The following is a 24,234-nucleotide window of genomic DNA, read 5'->3' on the forward strand; positions in this document are numbered from 1 at the left end:
TTGTAGATGTTGCCGTGCGCCATACGGCGGCGCAGCGCCTGGGGCGACATGTCGACCAGTTCGATCTGGTCGGCCCGCCGTACGACCTCGTCCGGGACGGTCTCGCGTTGCCGCACACCCGTGATGGACTCGACGACGTCGCCCAGCGACTCCAGGTGCTGGATGTTGACGGTCGAGACGACATCGATCCCGGCGGCGAGGAGTTCCTCGACGTCCTGCCAGCGCTTGGCGTTGCGGGAGCCGGGGACATTGGTGTGCGCGAGTTCGTCCACCAGGGCGACGGCCGGGGCGCGCAGCAGTACGGCGTCCACGTCCATCTCGGTGAAGACGGAGCCCCGGTAGTCGAGCTGTCGGCGCGGGACCTGCTCCAGGCCGTGCAGCATCACCTCGGTGCGCGGCCGGTTGTGGTGCTCCACGAAGGCGACCACACAGTCGGTGCCCCGCTCCACGCGGCGGTGCGCCTCGGAGAGCATCGCGTACGTCTTGCCGACGCCCGGTGCCGCGCCGAGGTAGATCCGAAGCTTGCCGCGTCCCATGGCCTCATTGTCTTCCTGTCACCGCTGTACACGCAGCGTCGACCTTACGGCCAACAATCTCGACAAATGGGGTGGGGAGTCGGCCGACGGCCGTCTTTGACGCAACCCTGATGCGCCGGTCGGCACTACCCTGATGCGCTGGTCCGGGCCCTGCCGGGCCCGGCGGTCGGCTCAGTGCTCGACGATTCCTCCGTCGCGCAGCTCCAGGATCCGGTCGGCCGGGTCGAGCGGGGTCGCCCTGGAGGGGGCGACCAGGGCCGTCACCTGTTCGCCGCGGACGATCACGTGCAGCAGCTCCATCAGGGCACGGCCGGCCCCGGCGTCGAGCCCGGCCGCGAACTCGTCGGCGACGAGGAGCGCGGGTTCGCCCGCGAGGGCGCGCGCGATCGCCACGCGCTGTTGCTGCCCGCCGGTGAGCTCCCCGGGCCGCTGCGCCGCGTGGTCGGTGAGCCCGACGAGGGAGAGCAGCCGCGCGATCCGCTCCTCGCGCGCGTGCTGCGCGACCCCGCGCAGCCGCAGCGGCACAGCGACGTTCTCGGCGACCGTGAGCAGCGGGATGAGCCCGAGGGGCTGGAAGACGAAGCCGATCCGGTCCCGGCGCAGTTCCAGCAGGCCGTCCTCGCCGAGCCTGTCCAGTGCGAGCCCGTCGACGGTGATCCGCCCCGCGTCCGGTTCGTCGAGCCCGCCGACCAGGTTGAGAAGCGTGGTCCTGCCGGACCCGGGGCAGCCGGTGAGGGCGACGAGTTCGCCGCGTGGCACGTCGAAGGAGACGCCGCGCAGGGCGGGTACGACGGCGGCTCCACCGCCGTACCAGCGATGCACGTTCTCGACGCGCACCATGGTCTTCGTGGCGACCTCGACCTGGCTCATGTCCCTCCCCGGTCAGCCCGGCGATTCACTCCCCCGCCGTTCGGGCGCCCCGGTGGCGACACCGGGGCGCCCGGCCAAAGAGGGCGTCAGTTGGGGTTGTCCCCGTCGGTGAGAGTCTCCCAGGCGACGAAGAGGTTGTTACTGCCGGACGGCCGGTTCTGCTCGGTCAGCTTCTGGGTGTTGGTCATGGCGATGCCCAGGCGGTTGTGCAGGGCGTTGTAGCCGGTCTCGGTCACGGGACCCAGCCCGAGGGTGAGGGAACCGCCGCACAGCCAGCTCGGCACCGCCTCGCCCAGCTGGTACTTCGCCTGGAATCCGAGCGCCTGCCGCAGCCGCTCGCCGACGTCGGTGCCGTACAGGTCCTCGCCCTGGATCCGGCTGGTCTCGGCGATGTGCGAGATGGCCGAGATGCCGTACCCGGTGTGCGTGAAGTCGCGGCAGGTCTCCTGAGTGAGCCCGGTGACGAAGGTGGACTGCCCCTGCCAGTAGTTGACGATCTTCGCGGTGGTGTCGAGGTTCTGGCTCGGCACGGTCTTGGGCAGTGCGCCGTCGGAGGAGAGATAGACGTACGCGGCCGTACGGGTCCGGAACTTCGCCATGGCCTTGTCGTACGACGTCCGGTCCTCGAGGAAGACGGAGATGCCGACGGCGGCCTCCATCATCGACAGTTCCCAGTTCCCGTTGGAGTTCGAGCCGTTGATGACCTCGGGGAGGTAGACGGTGCGCAGCATGGTCGCGAAGCGGCCGGAGTTGGCCCAGGTGCCGGTGTAGGTGTACTTGATGAGCTCGGCGGCCTTGGGCCAGGAGGAGCCGGCCCAGCCGGTCTGCAGGGGCGCGTTGCTGTTGGTGTGCTCCTTGATCACGGCCGACCAGGCGTCCATCAGGGCGATGGACTTCTGCGCGTACCGGTCGTCGCGGGTGATGTACCAGGCGAGGGCGTCGGTGTACGCGGCTATCGCGTCCTCGCGCTCGTCCGTGCAGCCGTTATTGGGGTTGGAGTAGGAGCCGCACTCCACGGTCGCGCGGGGCTTCGGGACGCGGTTCAGGTCGGCGTACTTGCTCGCCATCATCTGGTCGTACGCGGCCTTCCAGGGCTGGGCCCCGGCGTTGACCTTGGTGCGGGCGAAGTCCAGCTGGCTCCTGGAGACCGTGACTCCGGGGTGCGCGAAGGTGACGGGGGCGGCGTCGGCCTGTCGGGCGGCGGGCCAGGCGAGGGCGCCCGCGACGAGGGCGGTGACGGTGGCGAGGAGTGCGGTACGGCGCATGGTGAGGGGCCATCCGTTCTCGTATGTGAACGATGAACGCCTGTATGAACATAGGCGTTGGGCCGAGACCATAGGTACAGACCAACTGTCCGTCAAGGGATCGCACACGAGAAAGGGCCGCACCCCGTCGAGGGGTGCGGCCCTTTGAAGCCGTATGACTGTTCTGCCCGCGGAGCGTCCGCCGGCCAGGCCCTAGCGGACCTCGGTGATCTCCGGTCCGCGCTGCAGCTGTCCCATGCCTCCGGAGAAGCGGGAACCGCTCTGCTCCTCCTGTTGGACACCCTCGGGCACCATCTGCGCGTCGTTCGGCAGCTTGAGGACGATCGGGTCGCGCGGGGCCATCGGACCCTCACCGCGTACGACGACCGTGTCCCGGAAGATCTGCTCCAGCAGGCCCGCGGCCTGCGGCTGCACGGCGCCCTGCCCGGAGATCACTCCGCGCAGGAACCAGCGGGGGCCGTCCACGCCGACGAACCGCACGACCTGGAAACCACCCGTGCCGTCCGGCAGCTGCACCGGCACCTGCGCCCGCAGCTCCCAGCCCAGGGGGCCCTCGACCTCGTCGATGACACCGCCCTGCTGGGTGATGCCGGAGGCGATCTCCTCGCGCACCTCGCCCCAGATGCCCTCACGCTTGGGAGCGGCGAAGGCCTGCAGCTGGATGGCGCTGTCCTTGAGGACGACCGTGGCCGCGACGATCGCGTCGCCCGCGACCTCGACCCGCAGCTCCATGCCGTCGACTCCGGGCACGAACAGACCACCCAGGTCCACGCGGCCCTCGGCGGGGTCCCGCACCTCCGAGTCGTCCCAGGGTCCGTCGGGCCGCGGCTCCGGCTCGAGCCTCACGCGCTCCCGGTCCGCCTCGTCCGCCTCAGTGTCGACACTGTCGACGACCTGCTCGGCCTCGCCCGCCGCGTCCTCGGCGGCACTGCCCTTCTTGCGACGTCCGAACACGTCACTGTCCTTCCCGGTCGGATACGACCGAAGCGTATCGATTCCCACCCGTTGTGCCGCCCACGGCGGCATGACCGCCAGTGGACCCGAAGCCCCCTGCGGCCCGCGCCGAGCCGGGAAGTTCCGCGACCTCCTGGAAGCGGACCTTCTCGACCTGCTGGACGACCAGTTGAGCAATCCGGTCGAAGCGCTCGAACCGCACCGACTCGTGCGGGTCGAGATTCACCACGATCACCTTGATCTCCCCACGGTACCCGGCATCAACCGTCCCCGGGGCATTCACCAGGGCGACACCGCAGCGGGCTGCGAGCCCGGAACGCGGGTGCACGAAGGCCGCGTACCCCTCGGGCAGCGCGATGGACACACCTGTGGGCAGTACGGCGCGCTCGCCCGGCTTCAGTTCACGGCTCTCGGTGGTGCGCAGATCGGCTCCCGCGTCACCGGGCTGGGCGTACTCGGGAAGCGGTACGTCCGGGTCGACGCGGCGGATCAGCACGGCGAGTTCTTGACGGGGCTCGCGGGTCACGGGTTCACCTCGAAGGCACGGACACGGCGGATCTGGTCCGGTTCGTTCATGGCGGCGCGGATCTCCTCCGGGCGGCCGTTGTCGATGAAGTGGTCGACCTTGACCTCGACGAAGAGGGCGTCCGCGCGAACGGCGACGGGCCCGTCGGGGCCACCGATCCGCCCGGTGGCGGTCGAGTAGATCTTGCGGCCGGCCACCGCCGTGACCTCGGCCTCCAGGTACAGCACCGTGTCCACGGGGACGGGCAGCACGAAGTCGGTCTCCAGTCGGCCGGTGACCGCGATGGTGCGCAGCAGCCAGTTCAGCGAGCCGAGCGTCTCGTCGAGAGCGGTGGCGAGCACTCCGCCATGGGCGAGTCCCGGGGCGCCCTGGTGGGCCGGCCGTACCGTGAACTCCGCCGTGATGGTGACGCCCTCTCCCGCGCGGGCCTCCAGGTGCAGTCCGTGCGACTGGTCCCCGCCACACCCGAAACACTGTTCGTAGTGGGCGCCGAGGAGCTCGCCGGGGGCGGGCGCGTCGGGGTGCCGCACCGGCGCGACGGCATCGGCGGGAGGCTTCAGAGCTGCGGAAGTACGACTCACAGCCGCAGACCTTACCCGCGCGTCCACCAAGTCTTCGCACCGTGCCAAGCTTGGCTTCATGCAGCTCTCCGCCTCCCCGTACGAAGAACGCCTCACCGCCCCCCGCAGCTGGTGGGCGATCTGCTTCCTTATCGGGATAGCGATGGCCCTGGTCTTCCTCCCCTTCGGCACGCTGCCGCTGCTGGGCGCGCTGGTCGGCGGCACCGCGGTCTCGGCTGTCGTGGCGAGCGCGTACGGGTCGATCCGCATCCGGGTCGTCGGTGACTCCCTGATCGCGGGCGAGGCGAAGATCCCGGTCGCGGCCCTGGGCGACGCGGAGATCATGGACCAGGAGGAGGCGCGCGCCTGGCGCACGTACAAGGCGGACCCGCGCGCCTTCATGCTCCTGCGGGCGTACATCCCCACGGCCCTCCGCGTCCAGGTCACCGACCCGGCCGACCCCACGCCGTACCTGTACCTGTCGACGAGGGAGCCGGAGCGCCTGATCGCGGCGCTCGAGGCGGCTCGGGCCGCGGCGTAGGGCCTCCGGAATCAGGGGCGCGGCTTCGGGGGACAGCCTCGGGGCGCGGCACCGGAGCGCGGCCCGGGGAACGGTCCCGCTGCGAAAGTGCCACCTGCGACGAAGTCGCGCCCCGAACCACCACGGCGCGCGACGGTGCGCCTTCGCGTAGCGGTTATCTACCGGCGCACACCGCTCCACGGACAGTGCGCCTTCGCACCCAGTGCTCCCGGCCCACCACGAGCCGGTGTCCCCGCCCGACCGCTCATCTCAACTCGGCGGGCGGCCGGTGTCAGGCGGGGCTCAGTGCCCCAGTTCCTTGGGGATCTCCCCCATCCGCAGGGGATCCGCCGGCTTCTCCAGGGGCGGCAGCTCCGCGAGCGCGTCCCACGGCACCTGGGACTTGCGCAGGTCCTTGCGGATACGTGCCGCCAGGCGCTTGGTGTCCCGGCGGTTCATGACCGCCCCCACCGCAGCGCCCACCATGAACGGCATCAGGTTCGGCAGATCCCGGACCATGCGTTTCATGATCTGCTGGCGCAGCTCACGCTTCATCTGGCCGCCCAACGCGGCGTTGATCGTCGACGGTTTGGTCACGTCGATCCCGCGCTCGGAGGACCAGGAGTTCAGATACCCGGTACTGCGCTGTTTGAGATTGCCCGGCGGCCGCAGGCCGTAGACCTCATGGAGCTCGGCGATCAGCTTCAGCTCGATCGCGGCGACGCCGGTGATCTCGGCGGCGAGCTCGGTCGGCATCGCGGGCGGCACCGGCAGCATGGCGGCAGCACCGATCCCGGCGCCCACCGTGGACGTCGCGTTGGCCGCACCCGCGACGAGCTTGTCCGCGAGCTGTTCGGGGGTGAGTCCCGGGAACTGCCTGCGGAGGGTCGCGAGGTCCCGTACGGGAACGCGCGGCGCGATCTCGATGATCCGGTCGGCGAGGTGGGACAGGCCCGCCTTGGCCCTGCTGCCGCCTTTCTGGACGCCCTTTCTCACCCCGTCCCGAATGCCGGCCGCACGGCGGCCGGTGGCGGGGACGGCGACGTCCGCCGGAACCGAATCGTCGGACGGTTCCGGATCGTCGGCCGGCATCACCTCGCCGGCCCGCGCGAAGGCGCCTGTAGGCGCTGTGGCGGGCGCCCGCTCGAGCGAGGCTGATCCTGGTCGGGAAAAGCCCCGCTCGTCGTCACGCACGCCTTCAGGGCCGTCTGAGGGCCCTTCGTCCGCCGCCCGTGAAGGGAAGCGGCGCTTCCAAGGTGGGGTCGAGCCAGTCACGGCCGACCCTGCCTCAGTCGCAGTCGCGGCAGATCGGCTGACCGTTCTTCTCGCGGGCCAGCTGGCTGCGGTGGTGCACCAGGAAGCAGCTCATGCAGGTGAACTCGTCCTGCTGCTTGGGCAGCACCCGGACGGCCAGCTCCTCGTTCGAGAGGTCGGCCCCGGGCAGCTCCAGGCCTTCTGCGGCCTCGAACTCGTCTACGTCGACCGACGACGTCGACTTGTCGTTCCGGCGAGCCTTCAGTTCTTCAAGGCTGTCCGAGTCGACGTCGTCGTCGGTCTTGCGTGGGGTGTCGTAATCCGTTGCCATGTCGCTCTCCCCCTCTGGGTGTCTGCGGTGTCTCAGCGCACGTAACGCGTGAGAGGCCGGACTTGTGCCCGACCTGAGGCGGAGATTTTGCCTCACATCAAGGTCTGTTACTCAATCGACACCCAACCGGACTCCTCATGAGTGATCGGCTTGGATGGCGATGCGGACCGTACACGGTCCGAAGGGCCCACTTCAAAGGCGTCCCACCGTGTACTTCCCGTGATCTAGACCCCCGAAAACCCGGATTTTCCCGGCTTTACGGCAGGCTGCGTGACCACGGAGAGTAGATGGCCGGATATTCGCCCTTGTGATCGATCACACACGAGCCTCCCAGATGGGCGACCAGAAGATTCCGCGCAAAGCGAACATCGTCGCGTGTCCGGGACATGTTCTCAGATAGGCAGGGTGACGCGCATCACGAGCCCACCCCCCTCGCGCGGCTCTGCCGCGATATGGCCTCCGTGTGCGCGGGCCACCGACCGGGCGATGGAAAGGCCCAGACCCACGCCCTTGTCGCTGCCCGTGCGCTCCGTGCGCAGCCGCCGGAAAGGCTCAAAAAGATTGTCGATCTCGTACGCGGGAACCACCGGACCCGTGTTCGTGACCACCAGTACCGCCTGCCCGTGCTGGACCTGCGTCGTGACCTCGACCCAGCCGTCCTCCGGCACGTTGTACCGCACCGCGTTCTGGACGAGGTTCAGGGCGATCCGCTCCAGCAGGACGCCGTTGCCCTGGACGACCGCCGCGGCGCGCTCCCCTCGGATCGCCACCCCCTTGGCCGCGGCCTCGGCGTGCACCTGGTCGACGGCCTGTGTGGCGACCTCGGCGAGGTCCACGGGCTTGCGCTCGACGATCTGGTTGTCGCTGCGGGCGAGCAGCAGCAGGCCCTCGACGAGCTGCTCGCTGCGCTCGTTGGTGGCGAGCAGTGTCTTGCCCAGCTGCTGGAGCTCCACCGGGGCTCCAGGGTCGGACAGGTGCACTTCGAGGAGCGTGCGGTTGATCGCGAGCGGGGTGCGCAGTTCGTGCGAGGCGTTGCCGACGAACCGCTGCTGGGCGGTGAAGGCCCGCTGCAGCCGCTCCAGCATGTCGTCGAAGGTGTCCGCCAGCTCCTTCAGCTCGTCGTCAGGGCCGTCCAGCTCGATCCGCCGGGACAGGTCCGAGCCCGCCACCGCGCGCGCGGTGCGGGTGATCCGGCCGAGCGGTGACAGGACGCGGCCCGCCATCGCGTAGCCGAAGGCGAAGGCGATGATCGCGAGGCCGAGCAGGGCGAGCAGGGAGCGGCTGAGCAGGTCGTCCAGGGCCGTCTGACGCTGGTGGTCGATGCAGTTGCTGATCGCGACGTTGAACTCGTCGAGTGACAGGTTGCCCGCCTGGACGGCGGGGCAGTTGTCGCTGCTCACCTTGATCGCCGTACCACTGACGATCTTGAAAAGCGGCTCGGCACCCGTGTTCAGAGCCTGCGCCGCGAGCAAATAGATGATCGACAGCAGCATGATGCCGGCGATCAGGAACATGCCGCCGTACAGGAGCGTGAGCCGTATGCGGATCGTCGGGCGCAGCCAGGGGAACGGGGGCTCCGCCCTCCTGGGGTCCCACGTGGGCTTCGGAGGCGCCGTGGGGGGCGCGGGAGTCGTGGCCACCGCGGATCAGATCCGGTAGCCGGAGCCGGGCACGGTGACGATGACCGGAGGCTCCCCGAGCTTGCGGCGCAAGGTCATGACGGTGACGCGGACGACGTTGGTGAAGGGGTCCGTGTTCTCGTCCCAGGCCTTCTCCAGGAGCTGCTCGGCGGAGACGACGGCGCCCTCGCTGCGCAGCAGCACCTCAAGGACGGCGAACTCCTTGGGCGCGAGCTGGACCTCCTTGCCGTCGCGGAAGACCTCGCGCCGGTTGGGGTCGAGCTTGATCCCCGCGCGCTCCAGGACGGGCGGCAGCGGCACGCTCGTACGACGCCCGAGAGCACGCACGCGTGCCGTCAGCTCGCTGAACGCGAACGGCTTGGGGAGGTAGTCGTCGGCGCCGATCTCGAGGCCCTCCACACGGTCACTGACGTCGCCGGACGCGGTCAGCATCAGCACGCGCGTGGGCATGCCGAGCTCGACGATCTTGCGGCAGACGTCGTCGCCGTGCACGAGCGGGAGGTCGCGGTCGAGGACGACCACGTCGTAGTCGTTGACGCCGATGCGCTCCAGAGCGGCCGCACCGTCGTACACGACGTCGACGGCCATGGCCTCCCGGCGCAGTCCGGTGGCCACCGCATCGGCGAGCAGCTGCTCGTCCTCGACGACGAGTACGCGCACGTCGCTTGTCCTTCCTCTGTCCACCCGCGTAGCGCCTCTTCGGCACACGCGGGCAGGGGGGTCTGTCACGGGTAAGGCCTCCATCCTGCCCTTTTCGGCCATAAACCGGCTGTAAGACGGGTGAGAGGCGCCCGGTACGACGGTCTCGGGCCCCGGGAATGCGAGATTTTCTCGTCGGGTTGAGGTTTCCACGGAAGGGAGCGGGGGGAGGACGGCTTTACACCCCGCGATCACGCTCTGCATGTGGCAAGCCACCTTGTGGTACGTCCAACCGCTTCCGCAGAGCGGGCGTGGGTGTCCGGCACCGTCGCCGCCCAGCCCGGGCAGCGCTGGGCACCCTCTGGAGACGTGATCGCCCCTTCCCAACGGCACACCCCCGTGCCACCGACCCACGACCCAGGACGAGGGGGCGCAGCATGGACGCATTCACCGCAGGACTTCTGCAGCGCATAAGGGCGACCGAGTCCGACCTGACGCGGGCTCGCGAAACAGGCGACGACTTCCTCGCGGAGGTCGAGCAGGCCGAGCTCGAGGACCTGCGCCGCCTTGCCGCCGAGCACGGTGTGGAGGTCGGCGCGTCGCGCGTCTGAGCAGTTCGTACGAGGGCGGGGCCCCGGCATCGATCCAGTGCCGGGGCCCCGCTCCGTTGTTGTGCGTACCGAATTCCGTAGCCGCTGTACGCACCAGGAACAGCGGGTGCTGTACGTACCGGGAACGGCGGGTGTCCTCAGTCGTGCCAGGCGCCGAACTCCTCCAGAAGCCGCTGGAGGGGCTCGAAGACGCCCGGGGAGGCCGCGACCGCCAGATTGCCCGCCGGGCGCTCTCCGGGGCGTCCACCGGTCAGGGCGCCCGCCTCACGGGCGATCAGGTCGCCCGCCGCGAGGTCCCAGGGGTGCAGACCGCGCTCGTAGTAGCCGTCGAGGCGGCCCGCGGCGACGTCGCACAGGTCGACAGCCGCCGAACCGCTGCGCCGGATGTCGCGCAGCAGGGGGATCAGCCGGTGGGCGACCTCGGCCTGGTGGACCTTGACCTCGGTCACGTAGTTGAAGCCGGTCGAGACCAGGGCCTGGTCCAGGGGCGGCGACGGGCGGCAGGCCAGCCGGCGCTCGCCGACCCAGGCCCCGGTGGCCCGGGCGCCCCGGCCGCGCACGGCGCTGTAGGTCTCGCCTCGCATCGGTGCCGCGACGACCCCGACGACGGTCTCGCCGTTCTGTTCGGCCGCGATGGACACCGCCCAGGTCGGCAGTCCGTAGAGGTAGTTCACCGTGCCGTCGAGCGGGTCGACGACCCAGCGGATGCCGCTGGTGCCCTCGCTGGAGGCGCCCTCCTCGCCGAGGAAGCCGTCGTGGGGGCGGTGCTGGGAGATCAGGTCGGTGATCAGCTTCTCGGCGGCGATGTCCATCTCGGTGACGACGTCGATCGGGCTGGACTTGGTGGCGGCGACCGTGAGGTCCGCCGGGCGGCCGTCCCGCAGCAGCTCACCGGCGCGGCGGGCGGCGTCGTGGGCGAGCTGGAGCAGTTCGGTGTGCAGGGGCTCGATCAAGGGGCTCCTCAGGCGTACGGGCTGTCGGCGCCCGCGGCGGCGGGCTTGGGGGCGCGGGCCGGGCAGCAGCCCACAGGGCACAGGCCGTGGCTCGCGCCGAGCGCGCCCAGGGCGCAGGGTGTCACCTGCGACCCGTTCTCCGTCGCGGCGCGCTCCAGGACGAGGTCGCGGATCGCCGCGGCGAAGCGGGGGTCGGCGCCCACGGTGGCCGAGCGGCGCACGGGCAGCCCCAGCTCCCCCGCCTTGGCCGTCGCCTCCGTGTCGAGGTCGTACAGCACCTCCATGTGGTCCGAGACGAACCCGATGGGGGCCATCACGACGGCCGGAACCCCGGCCCCGTGGAGCTCCTCCAGGTGGTCGCAGATGTCGGGCTCGAGCCACGGGATGTGCGGGGCTCCGGAGCGTGACTGGTACACGAGCTGCCAGGGGTGCTCGATCCCGGTCTCCTCGCGCACGGCGTCCGCGATCAGCTTCGCCACGTCCAGGTGCTGCCTGACGTAGGCGCCGCCGTCGCCGTGGCCCTCGGCCGGGCCGGAGGTGTCGGCGGCCGCGGTGGGGATGGAGTGCGTGGTGAAGGCGAGGTGCGCGCCCGCCCGTACGTCCTCGGGGAGCTCGGCGAGGGACTTCAGGACTCCCTCGATCATGGGCTCCACGAAGCCGGGGTGATTGAAGTAGTGCCGCAGCTTGTCGATCTTCGGCAGCTCCAGGCCCTCGGCCTCCAGGGTCGCCAGGGCGCCGGCGAGGTCCTCGCGGTACTGCCGGCAGCCCGAGTACGAGGCGTACGCGCTGGTGGCGAGGACGAGGACACGGCGGCGGCCGTCGGCGATCATCTCGCGCAGCGTGTCGGTGAGGTACGGCGCCCAGTTGCGGTTGCCCCAGTAGACCGGCAGGTCCAGGCCGTGGTCCGCGAAGTCCTCGCGGAGCGCGTCGAGCAGGGCACGGTTCTGGCCGTTGATCGGGCTGACCCCGCCGAACAGGAAGTAGTGCTGACCCACTTCCTTCAGCCGTTCCTTGGGGATGCCTCTCCCCCGCGTCACGTTCTCCAGGAACGGAACCACGTCGTCCGGGCCTTCGGGGCCGCCGAACGAGAGCAGGAGCAGGGCGTCGTAGGGGGTGGCATCGAGCACATCTGGCATGCGTCCGATCCTGCCATCCGTCGCTGACAGCCGGACAACAGGCACAAGACAAGCGGAATCGGGGAGTGCCCGAGGGAGTGCGTTAGGGTCCCCTAACCCGTAAGCTGTATCGGCCATCTACACGCCTTACCGGAGTCCGACCGCACGCGGTGACCGTGCGGCCGGGCCGAGCCCACCGGAGACCCCTCGTGCCCAGCCCGTACCGCGCCCTGTTCGCCGCCCCCGGCTCCAAGGGCTTCTCCGCCGCGGGGTTCCTCGGCCGGATGCCGCTGTCGATGATGGGCATCGGCGTGGTGACGATGATCTCCCAGCTCACCGGGCGGTACGGGCTCGCGGGCGCGCTGTCGGCGACCATGGCGCTCGCGGCCGCGGTGATGGGCCCGCAGGTCTCCCGGATGGTGGACCGGCACGGCCAGCGGCGGGTGCTGCGCCCCGTCACCCTGTTCGCGCTCGCGGCGGCCGCCGCGCTGCTGCTGGCCGCGCACTTCGAGCGGCCGGACTGGGTGCTGTTCCTCTGCGCGGCCGGGATCGGCTGCGTCCCGAGCATCGGCGCGATGATCCGGTCCCGCTGGGCGGCCCTCTACGGGGGCACCCCGCAGTTGCACACCGCGTACTCCTTCGAGTCCGTGGTGGACGAGATCTGCTTCATCTTCGGGCCGATCATCTCCATCGGCCTGTCCACGGTGTGGTTCCCGGAGGCCGGCCCCCTGCTCGCCGCCTGCTTCCTGGCGGCGGGCGTCTTCTGGCTGACCTCCCAGCGCGCGACCGAGCCCGTGCCGCACCCGCGTGAGCACCACAGCAGCGGTTCGGCGCTGCGCGCGGCCGGACTCCAGGTCCTGGTGGCCACGTTCGTGGCGACCGGAGCGATCTTCGGGGCCGTGGACGTGGTCACGGTGGCCTTCGCGGAGGAGCAGGGCCACAAGGGTGCCGCGAGCGTGGTTCTGGCCCTGTATGCGGCGGGTTCCTGCGCGGCGGGAGCCGTGTTCGGACTGCTGCACTTCAAGGGGGCGCCCGAACGTCGGTGGCTGCTGGGCATATGCGCCATGGCCGTGAGTATGATCCCCCTGCTACTGGTCGGAAACTTGCCGTTTCTGGCCGTGGCGCTGTTCGTTGCGGGCCTGTCCATCGCTCCCACGATGATCACGACGATGTCCCTCATCGAACAGCACGTACCACGCGCGAAACTGACCGAGGGCATGACCTGGGTGAGCACCGGACTCGCGGTCGGGGTCGCGCTCGGCTCCTCCGTGGCCGGCTGGGTGATCGACGCCGCCGGTGCGAAGGCCGGGTACGGGGTTCCGGCGGTGTCCGGAGCCGTCGCGGTCGCGGTCGGATTCCTCGGGTATCGCCGGCTCAGCAGGCCGGTTCCGCAGCGGGAGGGGACCCATGAGCACCACACTGAGCGGGAAGAGCGGCACGTGGCGTAACTGGGCGGGGAACGTCACCGCCCGTCCCGTACGGGAGGTCACCCCCGCTTCGGTCGAGGAGCTCTCCGCGGCCGTACGCAAGGCGGCCGACGACGGTCTGAGGGTCAAGGCCGTCGGCACCGGGCACTCCTTCACGGCCGCCGCCGCGACCGACGGCGTGTTGATCCGCCCTCAACTGTTGACCGGCATCCGCAACATCGACCGCGAGGCCGGGACCGTCACCGTCGAGGCGGGCACCCCGCTCAAGCGTCTCAATGTGGCTCTCGCGCGCGAGGGGCTGTCGCTCACGAACATGGGCGACATCATGGAGCAGACGGTCTCGGGCGCGACCAGCACCGGAACGCACGGCACGGGCCGTGACTCTGCCTCGATCGCCGCGCAGATCAAGGGACTTGAGCTGGTCACCGCGGACGGTTCGCTCCTCACCTGTTCCGAGGAGAAGAACCCCGATGTCTTCGCGGCGGCCCGGGTGGGCATCGGCGCCCTGGGGATCGTCACCGCGATCACCTTCTCCGTAGAGCCCATTTTTCTGCTCACGGCTCGCGAGGAGCCGATGACCTTCGACAAGGTCACCGCCGACTTCGACGAACTCTTCACCGAGAACGAGCACTTCGAGTTCTACTGGTTCCCGCACACCGGCAACTGCAACACCAAGCGCAACAACCGCAGCGCCGGCCCCGAGAAGCCGATCGGGCAGATCGGCGGCTGGATCGAGGACGAGTTCCTCTCCAACGGGGTCTTCCAGGTGGCCAATCTGGTCGGCCGCGCCGCGCCCGCCACCATCCCCACGATCGCGAAGATCTCCAGCCGCGCGCTGTCCGCGCGGACCTACACCGACATTCCCTACAAGGTCTTCACTTCTCCGCGCCGGGTGCGCTTCGTGGAGATGGAGTACGCCGTTCCGCGCGAGGCGCTCGTCGAGACGCTGCGCGAGCTGAGGACGATGGTCGACCGCTCGTCCCTGCGGGTCAGCTTCCCCGTCGAGGTGCGCACGGCCCCCGCGGACGACATCGCGCTCTCCACGGCGTCCGGGCGGGAGAGCGCCTACATCGCCGTACACATGTTCAGGGGTACGCCCTATCAGGCGTACTTCACCGCGGCTGAGCGGATCTTCACGGCGCACGAGGGCCGCCCGCACTGGGGCAAGGTGCACACCCGTGACGCGGAGTACTTCTCGAAGGTGTATCCGCGCTTCGGCGAGTTCACGGCGCTGAGGGACCGTCTTGACCCGGATCGGCGCTTTGGGAACGACTACTTGCGCCGGGTGCTGGGCTCGTAGGCGAACCGTCCGCGGGCGCCGGGGTGTCGGCCGGCGCCTGCGAAGCGGCACCGGAACTCGGCGTCGGCGCAGGGGATGTGGCACGCCCGTCATCCTGGGTGGCGTCGCCGCCGAACCCGCCTTCGGTTCCGGGAGTGCTGTCGGTGGCCGACGGCTCCCTCGAGGAGGACCCGCTCGTAGGACTCGAAGGCGCCGTACCGGGCTTCGAGCGGGAGCCGGAGCCGCTGCCCTTGAGGGCGTCACCGACGGTGGTGCTCGTGCCGGCGCCGCTGAAGCTCTGCCCCGACACCAGCTCGTACGTCGTGATCCCCGCCATCGTGACGCCGAAGACGAGCGCCGCCGCGACCACCGGCCGCTTCCAGCTCTTGACCCGGGCCCGATAGACGGTGCCCTCGGTGAACGCCCCCGGTACCGGAGCCTGCTGGGCCCTCGGCTTCGCCTGGACCGTGACATCGCGGAGCTGTTCGCCGGTGCGCTTGAAGAAGTGCTGGAAGACGGTGCCTCCACAGGTGGCGATCGCGCTGACCACTCCGGCGCCCAGGATCGTCCCGTACACCCCGAAGTAGGAGGCGAGTTTGGCCGCCACCACCGCGGCCACGGCGCTGCCCGCCACTTGCGGAAGGCTCAGGTCCACCCGCCTCCGCCTCGGCTCCCCCTCTTTCGCGCTCTGCTCCTCGCCGGCATCCGACTTCTCGCGCATCCCCGGACCTTGCCTGCCTTTCCCGTACTTCTCGACCGCTTGCACGAGAAAGGGACGGACGGGCGAAACGTTTAGTTCCGTTTCTGGCGATTACGTGAAGTACAACACGTTTCAAGGTCACGAATACGGCACAGTGGACGGCCAACTACCACCCCTCACTAGAAGTTGGGCGGCGTGCCGATCCACGCACATGGCCCGAATGGAGTACTGTTGCGAGCCCTGGGTCCGGACTCCCGCCAGGGTGTCCGGGGCCTGACAGGACCGCCGGGAGGGGGCTCGTTGCACAGGGTGATGGAGTTCGTCACTTAGCGTTGCGAATAGGTAACCGTGCCATAACGGCGACCCCGGGCCCGTGCCCGACACGCCGGGCAACTCGGCAAGGTTGTGGCAGGCTGCACCCGGGCAGGCCACACTCGACTAGCGGAAGCAGCGACGCACGTGACGTCGGCAGGCACCACCCGGGAGGTCCCCATGCCCGAACTGCGTGTCGTGGCCGTCTCTAACGACGGCACACGGCTGGTGCTGAAGGCTGCGGACAGCACGGAGTACACGCTTCCGATTGACGAGCGTCTGCGCGCCGCTGTTCGCGGCGACCGTCCCCGCCTCGGCCAGATCGAGATCGAGGTGGAGAGCCATCTCCGCCCCCGAGACATCCAGGCGCGGATACGTGCCGGCGCCTCCGCGGAGGAAGTCGCCCAGCTCGCGGGAATCCCCGTCGACCGGGTGCGTCGCTTCGAGGGCCCCGTGCTCGCCGAGCGTGCCTTCATGGCCGAGCGTGCCCGGAAGACTCCTGTCCGCCGCCCCGGCGAGAACGCCGGACCTCAGCTCGGTGAGGCCGTCCAGGAACGGCTGCTGATCCGGGGTGCCGAGAAGGACACCGTCCAGTGGGACTCGTGGCGTCGTGACGACGGCACGTGGGAAGTGCTGCTGGTCTACCGGGTCGCGGGCGAGCCGCACTCGGCGAGCTGGACGTACGACCCGCCCCGGCGGCTCGTCCAGGCCGTCGACGACGAGGCACGCTCACTGATCGGCGAGTCCGACGACCTCGCCGCGCCCGAGCCGAGCTTCCCGTTCGTCCCTCGTATCGCACGGCTGCCGCGCGACCGCCCGCTGGACCGTGCCCTGGACCGGCAGATGGAACGCCCGAGCCTGCCCGGGCCCTCCCCCGAGCCGGTCGAGGAGAGCGTGAGCGACCGCGACTCGCTCACCAGCCTCCTGGAAGCGGTGCCCAGCTTCCGGGGCGACATGGTGGTGCCCGAGCGGCCCGCCACCACGGAGCTCCCGGCGACGGAGGAGCCGCCCACCGAGCCCGAGGCGGAGGAGCCCCCGGCCCCCGCGGCCTCGGCCGGTGCCGGTTCCGCCTACGCGGACGTGCTCATGCCCCGCTCGGTCGGCAGCCACCGTGACCGTCTCGTCGGCGCGACCGACCGCCAGGCCGAGGCCGACGGCGTCCGCCCGGGCCGCAGAGCGGCGGTCCCGAGCTGGGACGAGATCGTCTTCGGGACGCGACGAAAGAAGCAGGACTAGTCAGTTGTACGACGTCGGGGCCCGCGCCACGCTGGAGCGGGCCCCTTTGCCGTTACTGGGGGTCGGGGCCCACCGCGACCGGACGGCTGCCGTCCCGCGACCACTCCGACCAGGAACCCACGTACAGCGCGGCCGGGATGCCCGCGACGGCGAGCGCCAGCACCTCGTGGGCGGCGGAGACGCCCGAACCGCAGTAGACGCCGACCTCCGAAGTGCCGGTCACACCGAGGGACTTGAAGCGTTCCGCGAGCTCACCCGATGGCCGGAACTCGCCGGTCTCCGTGACGTTCTCCGTGGTCGGCGCCGATACCGCGCCCGGGATGTGCCCGCCCACGGGGTCGATCGGCTCGACCTCGCCCCGATAGCGCTCACCGGCCCGGGCGTCGAGCAGCAGCCCCGTGCGGGCGAGCGCGGCGGCCCCGTCCGCGTCCAGCAGCGGCCGGGCTCCCGCGGCCGGCTCGAAGGTTCCGGGGGCGGGCTCGGGGATCTCCGAGGACACCGGCCCGCTCCAGGCGGCCAGGCCGCCGTCGAGCACGCGCACCGACGGATGACCTGTCCAGCCCAGCAGCCACCAGGCCCGCGCGGCGGCCCACCCCACGCCACCGTCGTACACGACGACATCCCGGTCCGCGGACACCCCGGCGGTCCGCATCGCCTCGCCGAAGACCTCCAGGTCGGGCAGCGGATGACGGCCGCCCACGCCCGGCTCCCCGGCCAGTTCGGCATCCAGGTCGACGAAGACCGCGCCGGGGATGTGCCCTGCCGCGTAGGCGGCCCGGCCGTCGAAGGGGGCGGCCCCGGCGGCCGTCGCCGTGGAGAGCTGCCAGCGGATGTCGAGCACGACCGGCGGGTTCGGTCCCGCCAGGTCGCTCGCGAGTTCGGCTGCGGAGATGATGGCGTTCATAGCCACCATCCTTGCGTACGGGGTGGCCCCGGCGTCCAGGTCCGGCTACTCTGCTCGGCCGGACAGGTCCGATCACCGGGCGTACGGGATCGGGCACATGCTGTACAGCCGATGGACACCCCCCGGCAATCGCGCGGAAACGGATGGGAAACGGCACATCGGGCATTCTCCGGCAGTGGACCGCTACACGATGACGCCGCCGGGGCGCGCAGGGTGACGGGTGGTGCGAGCATCGGCACGGGGCGTGCACGCGCGCGATTGCGGAACGCGTGTTGGTAGGCGGAAGGTGAACGGCCACCGCGAGGGGCCGAGAAGAGAGTGACGATGACGGAGGCACGGGAGTCGGCCGGCCCGAACGGCACCACGAACGCTCGGCACGCACCCGGCGTGCCCTGCTGGGTGAGCCTGATGGTGCACGGGATGGCCACGACCCAGGAGTTCTACGGAGAGCTGTTCGGCTGGGAGTTCCAGCCGGGCCCGCGGCAGCTCGGCCCGTATGCGCGGGCCCTGCTCGACGGCCACGAGGTGGCGGGAATCGGACAGATGCCACCCGACCGGCATCTGCCGATCGCCTGGACGCCGTATTTCGCCTCGGATGACGTGAACCACACCGCCGAGTCGGTACGGCACTGCGGCGGCACCGTGGGCGTGGGTCCCCTGGACGCCGGAGAGGCCGGGCGGCTGCTGATCGCCTCGGACCCGACGGGCGCCGTCTTCGGGGTCTGGCAGGCGGCGGCCCATCTGGGCACGGCGCTCCACGGGGTGCACGGCACCCCCGCCTGGATCGAGTTGGTGACCCGCGACACCGAGAGCGTCGTCAAGTTCTACCAGGGGGTCTTCGGACACGAGCCGGAGCCTGTCGTCTCGGCCGACTTCGACTACATGACGCTGCACATCGACGGCCGCCCGGTGGCAGGCGTGCACGGCGTCGGCCACGGCCTGCCCCGCGACCGCGGCCCGCACTGGCTGACGTACTTCGAGGTCTCGGACGTGGACGAGGCCGTCGCCCAGGCCACCGGCCTCGGCGGACATCTTCTCAAGGCGGCCCACGACTCGCCCTACGGGCGGGTGGCCACGGTGGCGGACCCGGAGGGCGCGGTGTTCTCGGTGATCCGCACCGAGCGATGATCCACGCCGCGCGCTGAGAGTCAGGCGGAGGCGATCGGCAGTACGTCGGGCGAGAGGGCGCCCGCGCGGGCCGTCGCCGCCGTCATCCGGCGCCGGTGGTGTCGACGGCACAGGACCTCGTAGCCGATGTCCTCCGCCTGATTGACGTCACCGACGACCACCTGGGCACCCTCGACGACCATTTCGCCGCCTATCGTGCGGGCGTTGTGGGTGGCGCGGGCGCCGCACCAGCACAGAGCCTCGACCTGGAGGACCTCGACCCGGTCGGCGAGCTCCACGAGGCGCTGGGAGCCCGGGAAGAGCTTGGAGCGGAAGTCGGTGGTGATGCCGAAGGCGAAGACGTCGATGCCCAGGTCGTCGACCACCCGGGCCAGTTGGTCGATCTGCCCCGGGGCCAGGAACTGGGCCTCGTCCGCGATCACGTAGTCCGCCCGGCCGCCCTGGGAGAGGTGGACGACGAGGTACGCGTACAGGTCCTGGTCGTCCGCGACCTCCACGGCGTCCGTGACCAGGCCGAGGCGCGAGGAGAGCTTGCCCTCTCCCGCGCGGTCGTCGCGCGTGAAGATCATGCCCTGCAGGCCCCGGGCCGAGCGGTTGTGCTCGATCTGGAGAGCCAGCGTCGACTTCCCGCAGTCCATCGTTCCGGAGAAGAACACCAGCTCGGGCATGGGGAGTTGAGCACCTTTCGACAAGAAGGGAGACGGGCGGAGGGGAACGGGCGGGGAGGGGTCAGGTACGTACTTCCAGGAGCGGAACGTGCTGCTCCACCGGTGCCATCGAACCGTGGTTGCCGACCATCGCCGACTCCTTCGGCTCCCGCTCGGTCGCGACGATCAGGACGTCGTCGCAGGCCGCCGCCACGACGTCGCCGATCCGGGAGTACACCCGTTCGTCGACCTGGGGCCCGAACCAGCCCGCCGCGATCGCCTCGTCGCGCGAAGCCACCCAGAACTGCTCGCCGAGCACCTCGCGCCAGCAGGTCAGGACGTCCGCCTCGGCACCCGGGACGGCGTACACGTGCCGGGCCCGGGCCTCGCCGCCCAGCAGGGCGACTCCCGCGCGCAGCTCCCAGTCCTCGTCGAAGTCGATGCGGTGCTGCTCGTCGAAGGGGATGTCGATCATGCCGTGGTCGGCGGTGATGTACAGCGCCGCGCGCGGCGGCAGTTGCTCCGCGAGGCGCTGGACCAGGCGGTCGACGTACATCAGCTGGCCGCGCCAGGGGTCGGAGTCGACGCCGAAGCGGTGGCCCTTGCCGTCCACCTCGGCGTAGTAGGTGTACACCAACGAGCGGTCACCGGCGGCCAGTTGTTCGGCCGCGAGATCCATGCGCTCCTCGCCGGACAGCCGCCCGTGGAACGTTCCGCCGCTCAGGGCGATCTTCGTGAGCGGGGTGTTCTGGAAGGTCGGGGACGAGACCTGAGCCGTGTGCACACCCGCCGCGTCCGCGAGCTGGAAGACGGTGGGGTACGGCTGCCAGGCGCGGGGTTCCGTCCAGGGACTCCAGCGCAGCTGGTTCATCAGCTCGCCGGTCCTCGGGTTGCGCACGGTGTAGCCGGGCAGGCCGTGCGCGCCGGGCGGCAGGCCCGTGCCGACGGAGGCCAGGGAGCTCGCGGTGGTCGCCGGGTAGCCGGCGGTGATCGGGCGGCCGGTGCCGCCGCGCGAGCTCCCGAGGAGGGAGCTCATGAAGGGGGCCTCGTCCGGGTGCGCCTTCAGCTGCTCCCAGCCGAGACCGTCGATCAGGAAGACGCAGTTCCGGTCGGCCCCGGTCAGCTCCGGTATGGCGGTGGTCATGCCGGGGACGCCCATGCCGGCGGCGAGCGTGGGCAGGAGATCGGCGAGCGAGCCCGCGCCGTACTCGGGGACGGGCGCTGAGTCGATGGCCAGCGGTTCCGGGTGGTCCCAGGTGGGCAGCGCCATCAGCGGGCGATGTCCGCGGTCGCCTCGGAGAGGGACTGCGCGAAGGCGAGGGCCTGGCGCACCGTCTCCGGGCCGTCCCCGGCCTCGCTGACGCGCAGGCTCAGGTCGTCCGCCGTCGAGTTGCCCGTGTAGCCGTGGTCCGCCTCGCAGTTGGGATCGCCGCAGGCCGCGGGCTCCAGGTCGATGCGGGAGACCGCGCCCCAGCCGATGGTCAGGACGACCTCGCGGGGCAGCGTGCCCGGTGTGTACGACTCGGGGTTGGCGACGACCCGGCTGACGACGACCGACGAGATCCGGCCGAGTTTCACGGACTCGGTCGAGGTCGTGGCGTACGGCGTCGGTGAGGTCGTGTCCGCGTTCTGCTCGTCGGTGTGGCTCACGATGAAGCGGTTGCCGGTGAGGACGAGCACGGTCACGTGCCGGCGCACCTCGTTGGCGTCGAACGTCGTCTCCTGGTGGACCAGGTACGACCGGATGGTCTCGCCGCCGATCGCGGCCTCCACCGCCTCGGCCACGAGGGCCGGGTAGTAGCCGCTGCGCTCGATCGCCGCTCGCAGCCCCTGGGTCGTCGTACTGGTCTTGGCCATGACGTCCATCCTACGGTGGCCCACTGACTGCGAGGCACCGCTCGCGGGTGTCTGTCGTGGACGGATCAGAACGAATCGTCGACGGCGGCGGGCGCCGGAACGGCTCGGACGACGGGACTCGTACGGCTCAGACGACGGGAAGTGTGCGGGGACCGAGGTCGTCGCGGACGGGGGCGCGGGCCAGCCGGACGGTGGCGCCGAGCACGCTCAGGCCGCGCGGAGCGACCACCACCGGCTCCAGGGAGACGGCGACGACCTCCGGGTGGTCGTCGACCAGCCGCGAGACGCGCAGCATCAGCTCTTCGAGGGCCACGGTGTCGACCGGCGCCGAGCCCCGCCAGCCGAACAGGAGCGGCGCCGTCCGGATCGACCGGACCAGCGAGCTCGCGTCCCGGTCGGTGACCGGAACCAGCCGGTGTGCCGTGTCCCCGAGCAGCTCCGACGCGGCTCCGGCCAGGCCGAACGAGAGCACCGCTCCGGCCGCCGGGTCGATGACGGCCCGTACGACCGTGTCGACCCCGCGCGGCGCCATACTCTGCACGACCGGGCGCAGCACCTCCGGCGTTCCGAAGAGGTCGGTCAACTCCGTGTACGCCCACCTCAGTTGCGCCTCGTCCGTCAGGTCCAGGCGTACGCCGCCCAGGTCGGCGCGGTGTCTCAGGTGCGGGGCGGTGGTCTTGAGGGCCACGGGGTAGCCGAGGGTGCGCGCGGCCGCGGCGGCCTCGTCGGGTGTCGGCGCCGGCAGGGCCCGGTGTACGTCGATGCCGTACCGCCCGAGCAGCACGCAGGCGTCCTCGGGGCCGAGCGTCAGTCCCGAGCCCCGGGAGAGCAGCTCGTCGATCTGCTCGGCGGCGCCCTTCTCGTCGATGTCCTCGTACTCGGGGACCTTTCCGGGGTCGGCCGCCTCGCGCCGCCACTGGGCGTACTTCACGGCCTCGCCGAGGGCGCGCACGGCGCGCTCGGCGGCCGGGTAGGCCGGGATGAGCCGGGGGCTCGCCTCCGGGGGACCGCTCACCACGGTGGCCGGGCGTTCGGCGGGGCGGGGTGCCTGAGCACCGGGTGCCGTGGACGCCGCCTGTGGTGCGGTGCTGGCCGCCGCCGACAGGGCTTCCGCGAGCCCACCGAGCTCGACGTGCACCACGAGCACCGGCTTCGCCGGAGCCGAGGCCGAGGCCGATCGCAGGGCCTGTGCCAGGGCCGCGTCCTGGGCCGACGTCTCCCCCACCGCCGGTATGGCGGTCACCACCACGGCGTCGCACCTGTCATCGGCGAGGGCTTTCGTCAGCGCCCTGTGGAAGTCCTCCGCCGAAGCCGCCGTGGTCAGATCCAGCGGAGGAAGCGGTCGCAGTCCTTCGGCGAGGCACGCGTCGAACGTCAGCAGCCCCAGGGACTCCGAGTTGCCGAGGATCGCCACCCGGGGTCCCGCGGGGAGCGGCTGGCGGGCCAGCAGGAGCCCCGCGTCGACCAGCTCGGTGATCGTGTCGACCCGGATCACCCCGGCCTGCCGCAGCAGCGCGGACACGGTGGCGTGCGGCAGCCGGGTGGCCCGTACGGCATGCCCCTGAGGAGCGGCGGCGTGCCGTGCGCCCTGGACCACGACCAGCGGCTTGGCCGCCGCCGTCCGCCGGGCGAGCCGGGTGAACTTGCGGGGGTTGCCGATGGACTCGAGGTACATCAGGGCGACGTCGGTGTCCGGGTCGTCGTACCAGTACTGGAGTACGTCGTTGCCGGACACGTCCGCGCGGTTCCCGGAGGAGACGAAGGTGGACACTCCGGTCACGCCGGTGACGCCGCCGCCGCGCCGGTGCAGCCGGGAGAGCAGGGCGATCCCGATCGCGCCTGACTGGGCGAACAGGCCTATCCGCCCGGGGCGCGGCATCTCGGGCGCGAGCGAGGCGTTGAGGCGCACCTCGGGGGAGGTGTTGATGACCCCGAAGGCGTTCGGTCCGATGATGCGCATCCCGTACGTACGGGCCTGGCGGACGAGGGCACGCTGGCGCTCGCGTCCGGCGGGGCCGCTCTCGGCGTACCCGGCGGAGACGACCACGAGGCCCTGCACCCCGTGCTCGCCGCACTCCGCGACGACTTCGGGCACGAACGGCGCGGGCACGGCGACGACCGCGAGGTCGACGGGCTCGGCGATGTCACGGACGGAGCGGTGGGCCGGGACGCCGTCGAGCTCCTTCTCCTGGAGTGCCTTGTTCACGGCATACAGGCGCCCGGTGAACCCGGCCTCGCGCAGGTTGTCGAGGACACTGCGTCCCACCCCGCCGGGGGCGCGGCCCGCTCCGACGACGGCGACCGAGCCGGGCGCGAGCAGTCGCTGCACGGACCGCGCCTCGGCGCGCTGCTCCCGCGCGCGCTGCACGGCGAGCGAGCGGTCGGTGGGTTCGAGGTCGAACTCCAGGCGTACGACGCCGTCCTCGAAGTGCCGCTTCTGCTGGTACCCGGCGTCCGTGAACACCTTGATCATCTTGGTGTTGGCGGGCAGCACCTCGGCGGCGAAACGGCGGATGTCCCGCTCCCTGGCGACGGCCGCGATGTGCTCCAAGAGGGCCGAGGCGACGCCGCGGCCCTGGTGGGCGTCCTGCACGAGGAAGGCGACCTCGGCCTCGTCGGCGGGCGCGGAGGCGGCCCGACCATCGGCATTAATACGGTCATAGCGTACGGTGGCGATGAACTCGCCGCCGACCGTGGCCGCGAGCCCCACCCTGTCCACAAAGTCGTGGTGCGTGAAGCGGTGGACGTCCTTGGCGGACAGGCGCGGATAGGGCGCGAAGAAGCGGTAGTACTTCGACTCGTCCGACACCTGCTCGTAGAAGCTCACCAGCCGCTCGGCGTCGTCGACGGTGATGGGCCTGATGCGGGCGGTGCCGCCGTCGCGCAGCACCACGTCGGCCTCCCAGTGGGAGGGGTACTCGTGCCGGTCCGACGAGGTCTGCATGGGCCCCAGAGTACGGCTCGCGTCCG

General features: G+C 70.9%; 23 protein-coding genes and 1 pseudogene. 6 read left to right on the top strand and 18 right to left on the bottom strand.

The window, feature by feature from the left end; all coding sequences use genetic code 11:
- From ABZ656_RS32535 to ABZ656_RS32560, 6 genes and pseudogenes are all read right to left on the bottom strand, one after another.
- Positions 1-536: pseudogene (locus ABZ656_RS32535) on the bottom strand (histidine kinase); the annotation flags it as partial.
- Between the two features lie 171 nt (positions 537-707).
- Positions 708-1,406: an ABC transporter ATP-binding protein gene (locus ABZ656_RS32540; protein WP_360272606.1), complete on the bottom strand. Its 699-nt coding sequence runs from the start codon at positions 1,404-1,406 to the stop codon at positions 708-710.
- Between the two features lie 86 nt (positions 1,407-1,492).
- Positions 1,493-2,671 (bottom strand): alginate lyase family protein, encoded by a 1,179-nt coding sequence (locus ABZ656_RS32545; RefSeq protein ID WP_212726813.1) that lies wholly within the window; start codon positions 2,669-2,671, stop codon positions 1,493-1,495.
- Between the two features lie 192 nt (positions 2,672-2,863).
- A complete protein-coding gene (locus ABZ656_RS32550; protein ID WP_101401168.1) occupies positions 2,864-3,625 on the bottom strand; it encodes a DUF3710 domain-containing protein in 762 nt (253 codons plus the stop codon).
- 1 nt (position 3,626) lies between these two features.
- Positions 3,627-4,151 (bottom strand): dUTP diphosphatase, encoded by a 525-nt coding sequence (gene dut, locus ABZ656_RS32555; RefSeq protein WP_101401167.1) that lies wholly within the window; start codon positions 4,149-4,151, stop codon positions 3,627-3,629.
- On the bottom strand, positions 4,148-4,732 hold the full coding sequence (locus ABZ656_RS32560; RefSeq protein WP_101401166.1) for a PaaI family thioesterase: 585 nt from the start codon (positions 4,730-4,732) through the stop codon (positions 4,148-4,150). The genes dut and ABZ656_RS32560 overlap by 4 nt, the downstream gene beginning before the upstream one ends.
- 58 nt (positions 4,733-4,790) lie before the next feature.
- Between ABZ656_RS32560 and ABZ656_RS32565 the strand changes: the two genes are divergently transcribed.
- On the top strand, positions 4,791-5,252 hold the full coding sequence (locus tag ABZ656_RS32565) for a DUF3093 domain-containing protein (protein ID WP_101401165.1): 462 nt from the start codon (positions 4,791-4,793) through the stop codon (positions 5,250-5,252).
- A 282-nt stretch (positions 5,253-5,534) separates the two neighbouring features.
- Here ABZ656_RS32565 and ABZ656_RS32570 read toward each other — a convergent pair whose 3' ends face one another.
- The 4 genes from ABZ656_RS32570 to ABZ656_RS32585 form a co-directional block, all read right to left on the bottom strand.
- Entirely contained in the window at positions 5,535-6,506 is a 972-nt protein-coding gene (locus ABZ656_RS32570) for a hypothetical protein (RefSeq protein ID WP_180362101.1), read from the bottom strand.
- A 13-nt stretch (positions 6,507-6,519) separates the two neighbouring features.
- Positions 6,520-6,816 (bottom strand): DUF4193 domain-containing protein, encoded by a 297-nt coding sequence (locus ABZ656_RS32575; RefSeq protein WP_003997302.1) that lies wholly within the window; start codon positions 6,814-6,816, stop codon positions 6,520-6,522.
- A gap of 392 nt (positions 6,817-7,208) precedes the next feature.
- Positions 7,209-8,456, bottom strand: a complete 1,248-nt coding sequence (locus ABZ656_RS32580) for a HAMP domain-containing sensor histidine kinase (protein WP_101401163.1) — start codon at positions 8,454-8,456, stop codon at positions 7,209-7,211.
- A 6-nt stretch (positions 8,457-8,462) separates the two neighbouring features.
- Positions 8,463-9,116 (bottom strand): response regulator transcription factor, encoded by a 654-nt coding sequence (locus tag ABZ656_RS32585; RefSeq protein WP_010983842.1) that lies wholly within the window; start codon positions 9,114-9,116, stop codon positions 8,463-8,465.
- Between the two features lie 416 nt (positions 9,117-9,532).
- On the opposite strand from ABZ656_RS32585, the gene ABZ656_RS32590 reads away from it, so the two are divergent.
- Positions 9,533-9,706 (top strand): hypothetical protein, encoded by a 174-nt coding sequence (locus ABZ656_RS32590; protein ID WP_165854003.1) that lies wholly within the window; start codon positions 9,533-9,535, stop codon positions 9,704-9,706.
- A 137-nt stretch (positions 9,707-9,843) separates the two neighbouring features.
- On the opposite strand, the gene ABZ656_RS32595 is transcribed toward ABZ656_RS32590, so the two are convergent.
- Together ABZ656_RS32595 and ABZ656_RS32600 are read right to left on the bottom strand one after the other, a co-directional pair.
- Positions 9,844-10,659 (bottom strand): inositol monophosphatase family protein, encoded by an 816-nt coding sequence (locus tag ABZ656_RS32595; RefSeq protein WP_101401162.1) that lies wholly within the window; start codon positions 10,657-10,659, stop codon positions 9,844-9,846.
- An 8-nt stretch (positions 10,660-10,667) separates the two neighbouring features.
- Complete coding sequence (locus ABZ656_RS32600) at positions 10,668-11,795, bottom strand: ferrochelatase (protein ID WP_101401161.1); 1,128 nt, start codon at positions 11,793-11,795, stop codon at positions 10,668-10,670.
- Between the two features lie 188 nt (positions 11,796-11,983).
- Here ABZ656_RS32600 and ABZ656_RS32605 point away from each other — a divergent pair, with 188 nt between their 5' ends.
- Together ABZ656_RS32605 and ABZ656_RS32610 are read left to right on the top strand one after the other, a co-directional pair.
- Positions 11,984-13,222: an MFS transporter gene (locus ABZ656_RS32605; protein ID WP_101401160.1), complete on the top strand. Its 1,239-nt coding sequence runs from the start codon at positions 11,984-11,986 to the stop codon at positions 13,220-13,222.
- Complete coding sequence (locus tag ABZ656_RS32610; RefSeq protein ID WP_101401159.1) at positions 13,182-14,501, top strand: D-arabinono-1,4-lactone oxidase; 1,320 nt, start codon at positions 13,182-13,184, stop codon at positions 14,499-14,501. Before ABZ656_RS32605 ends, ABZ656_RS32610 begins: the two co-directional genes overlap by 41 nt.
- Here ABZ656_RS32610 and ABZ656_RS32615 read toward each other — a convergent pair.
- Positions 14,425-15,201, bottom strand: coding sequence for a hypothetical protein (locus tag ABZ656_RS32615; RefSeq protein ID WP_360272616.1), 777 nt, complete (start codon positions 15,199-15,201; stop codon positions 14,425-14,427). The genes ABZ656_RS32610 and ABZ656_RS32615 overlap by 77 nt on opposite strands.
- A gap of 471 nt (positions 15,202-15,672) precedes the next feature.
- Between ABZ656_RS32615 and sepH the strand changes: the two genes are divergently transcribed.
- Complete coding sequence (gene sepH, locus ABZ656_RS32620; protein WP_101401157.1) at positions 15,673-16,728, top strand: septation protein SepH; 1,056 nt, start codon at positions 15,673-15,675, stop codon at positions 16,726-16,728.
- A gap of 52 nt (positions 16,729-16,780) precedes the next feature.
- Here sepH and ABZ656_RS32625 read toward each other — a convergent pair whose 3' ends face one another.
- Positions 16,781-17,632 (bottom strand): sulfurtransferase, encoded by an 852-nt coding sequence (locus ABZ656_RS32625; RefSeq protein WP_101401156.1) that lies wholly within the window; start codon positions 17,630-17,632, stop codon positions 16,781-16,783.
- A 324-nt stretch (positions 17,633-17,956) separates the two neighbouring features.
- Between ABZ656_RS32625 and ABZ656_RS32630 the strand changes: the two genes are divergently transcribed.
- Positions 17,957-18,760, top strand: a complete 804-nt coding sequence (locus ABZ656_RS32630) for a VOC family protein (protein ID WP_101401154.1) — start codon at positions 17,957-17,959, stop codon at positions 18,758-18,760.
- A 20-nt stretch (positions 18,761-18,780) separates the two neighbouring features.
- On the opposite strand, the gene ABZ656_RS32635 is transcribed toward ABZ656_RS32630, so the two are convergent.
- The 4 genes from ABZ656_RS32635 to ABZ656_RS32650 form a co-directional block, all read right to left on the bottom strand.
- The gene (locus ABZ656_RS32635; RefSeq protein WP_101401153.1) at positions 18,781-19,428 is read right to left on the bottom strand and encodes a thymidine kinase; all 648 of its coding nucleotides are present in this window, start codon (positions 19,426-19,428) and stop codon (positions 18,781-18,783) included.
- 61 nt (positions 19,429-19,489) lie between these two features.
- On the bottom strand, positions 19,490-20,677 hold the full coding sequence (locus tag ABZ656_RS32640; RefSeq protein ID WP_101401152.1) for a nucleotide pyrophosphatase/phosphodiesterase family protein: 1,188 nt from the start codon (positions 20,675-20,677) through the stop codon (positions 19,490-19,492).
- Positions 20,677-21,264 (bottom strand): DUF5998 family protein, encoded by a 588-nt coding sequence (locus tag ABZ656_RS32645; protein WP_180362100.1) that lies wholly within the window; start codon positions 21,262-21,264, stop codon positions 20,677-20,679. The genes ABZ656_RS32640 and ABZ656_RS32645 overlap by 1 nt, the downstream gene beginning before the upstream one ends.
- A gap of 127 nt (positions 21,265-21,391) precedes the next feature.
- A complete protein-coding gene (locus ABZ656_RS32650) occupies positions 21,392-24,208 on the bottom strand; it encodes a GNAT family N-acetyltransferase (RefSeq protein ID WP_360272622.1) in 2,817 nt (938 codons plus the stop codon).
- Between the last annotated feature and the right edge of the window lie 26 nt (positions 24,209-24,234).

Source organism: Streptomyces sp. NPDC007095 (assembly GCF_040634475.1).
Classification (GTDB): domain Bacteria; phylum Actinomycetota; class Actinomycetes; order Streptomycetales; family Streptomycetaceae; genus Streptomyces.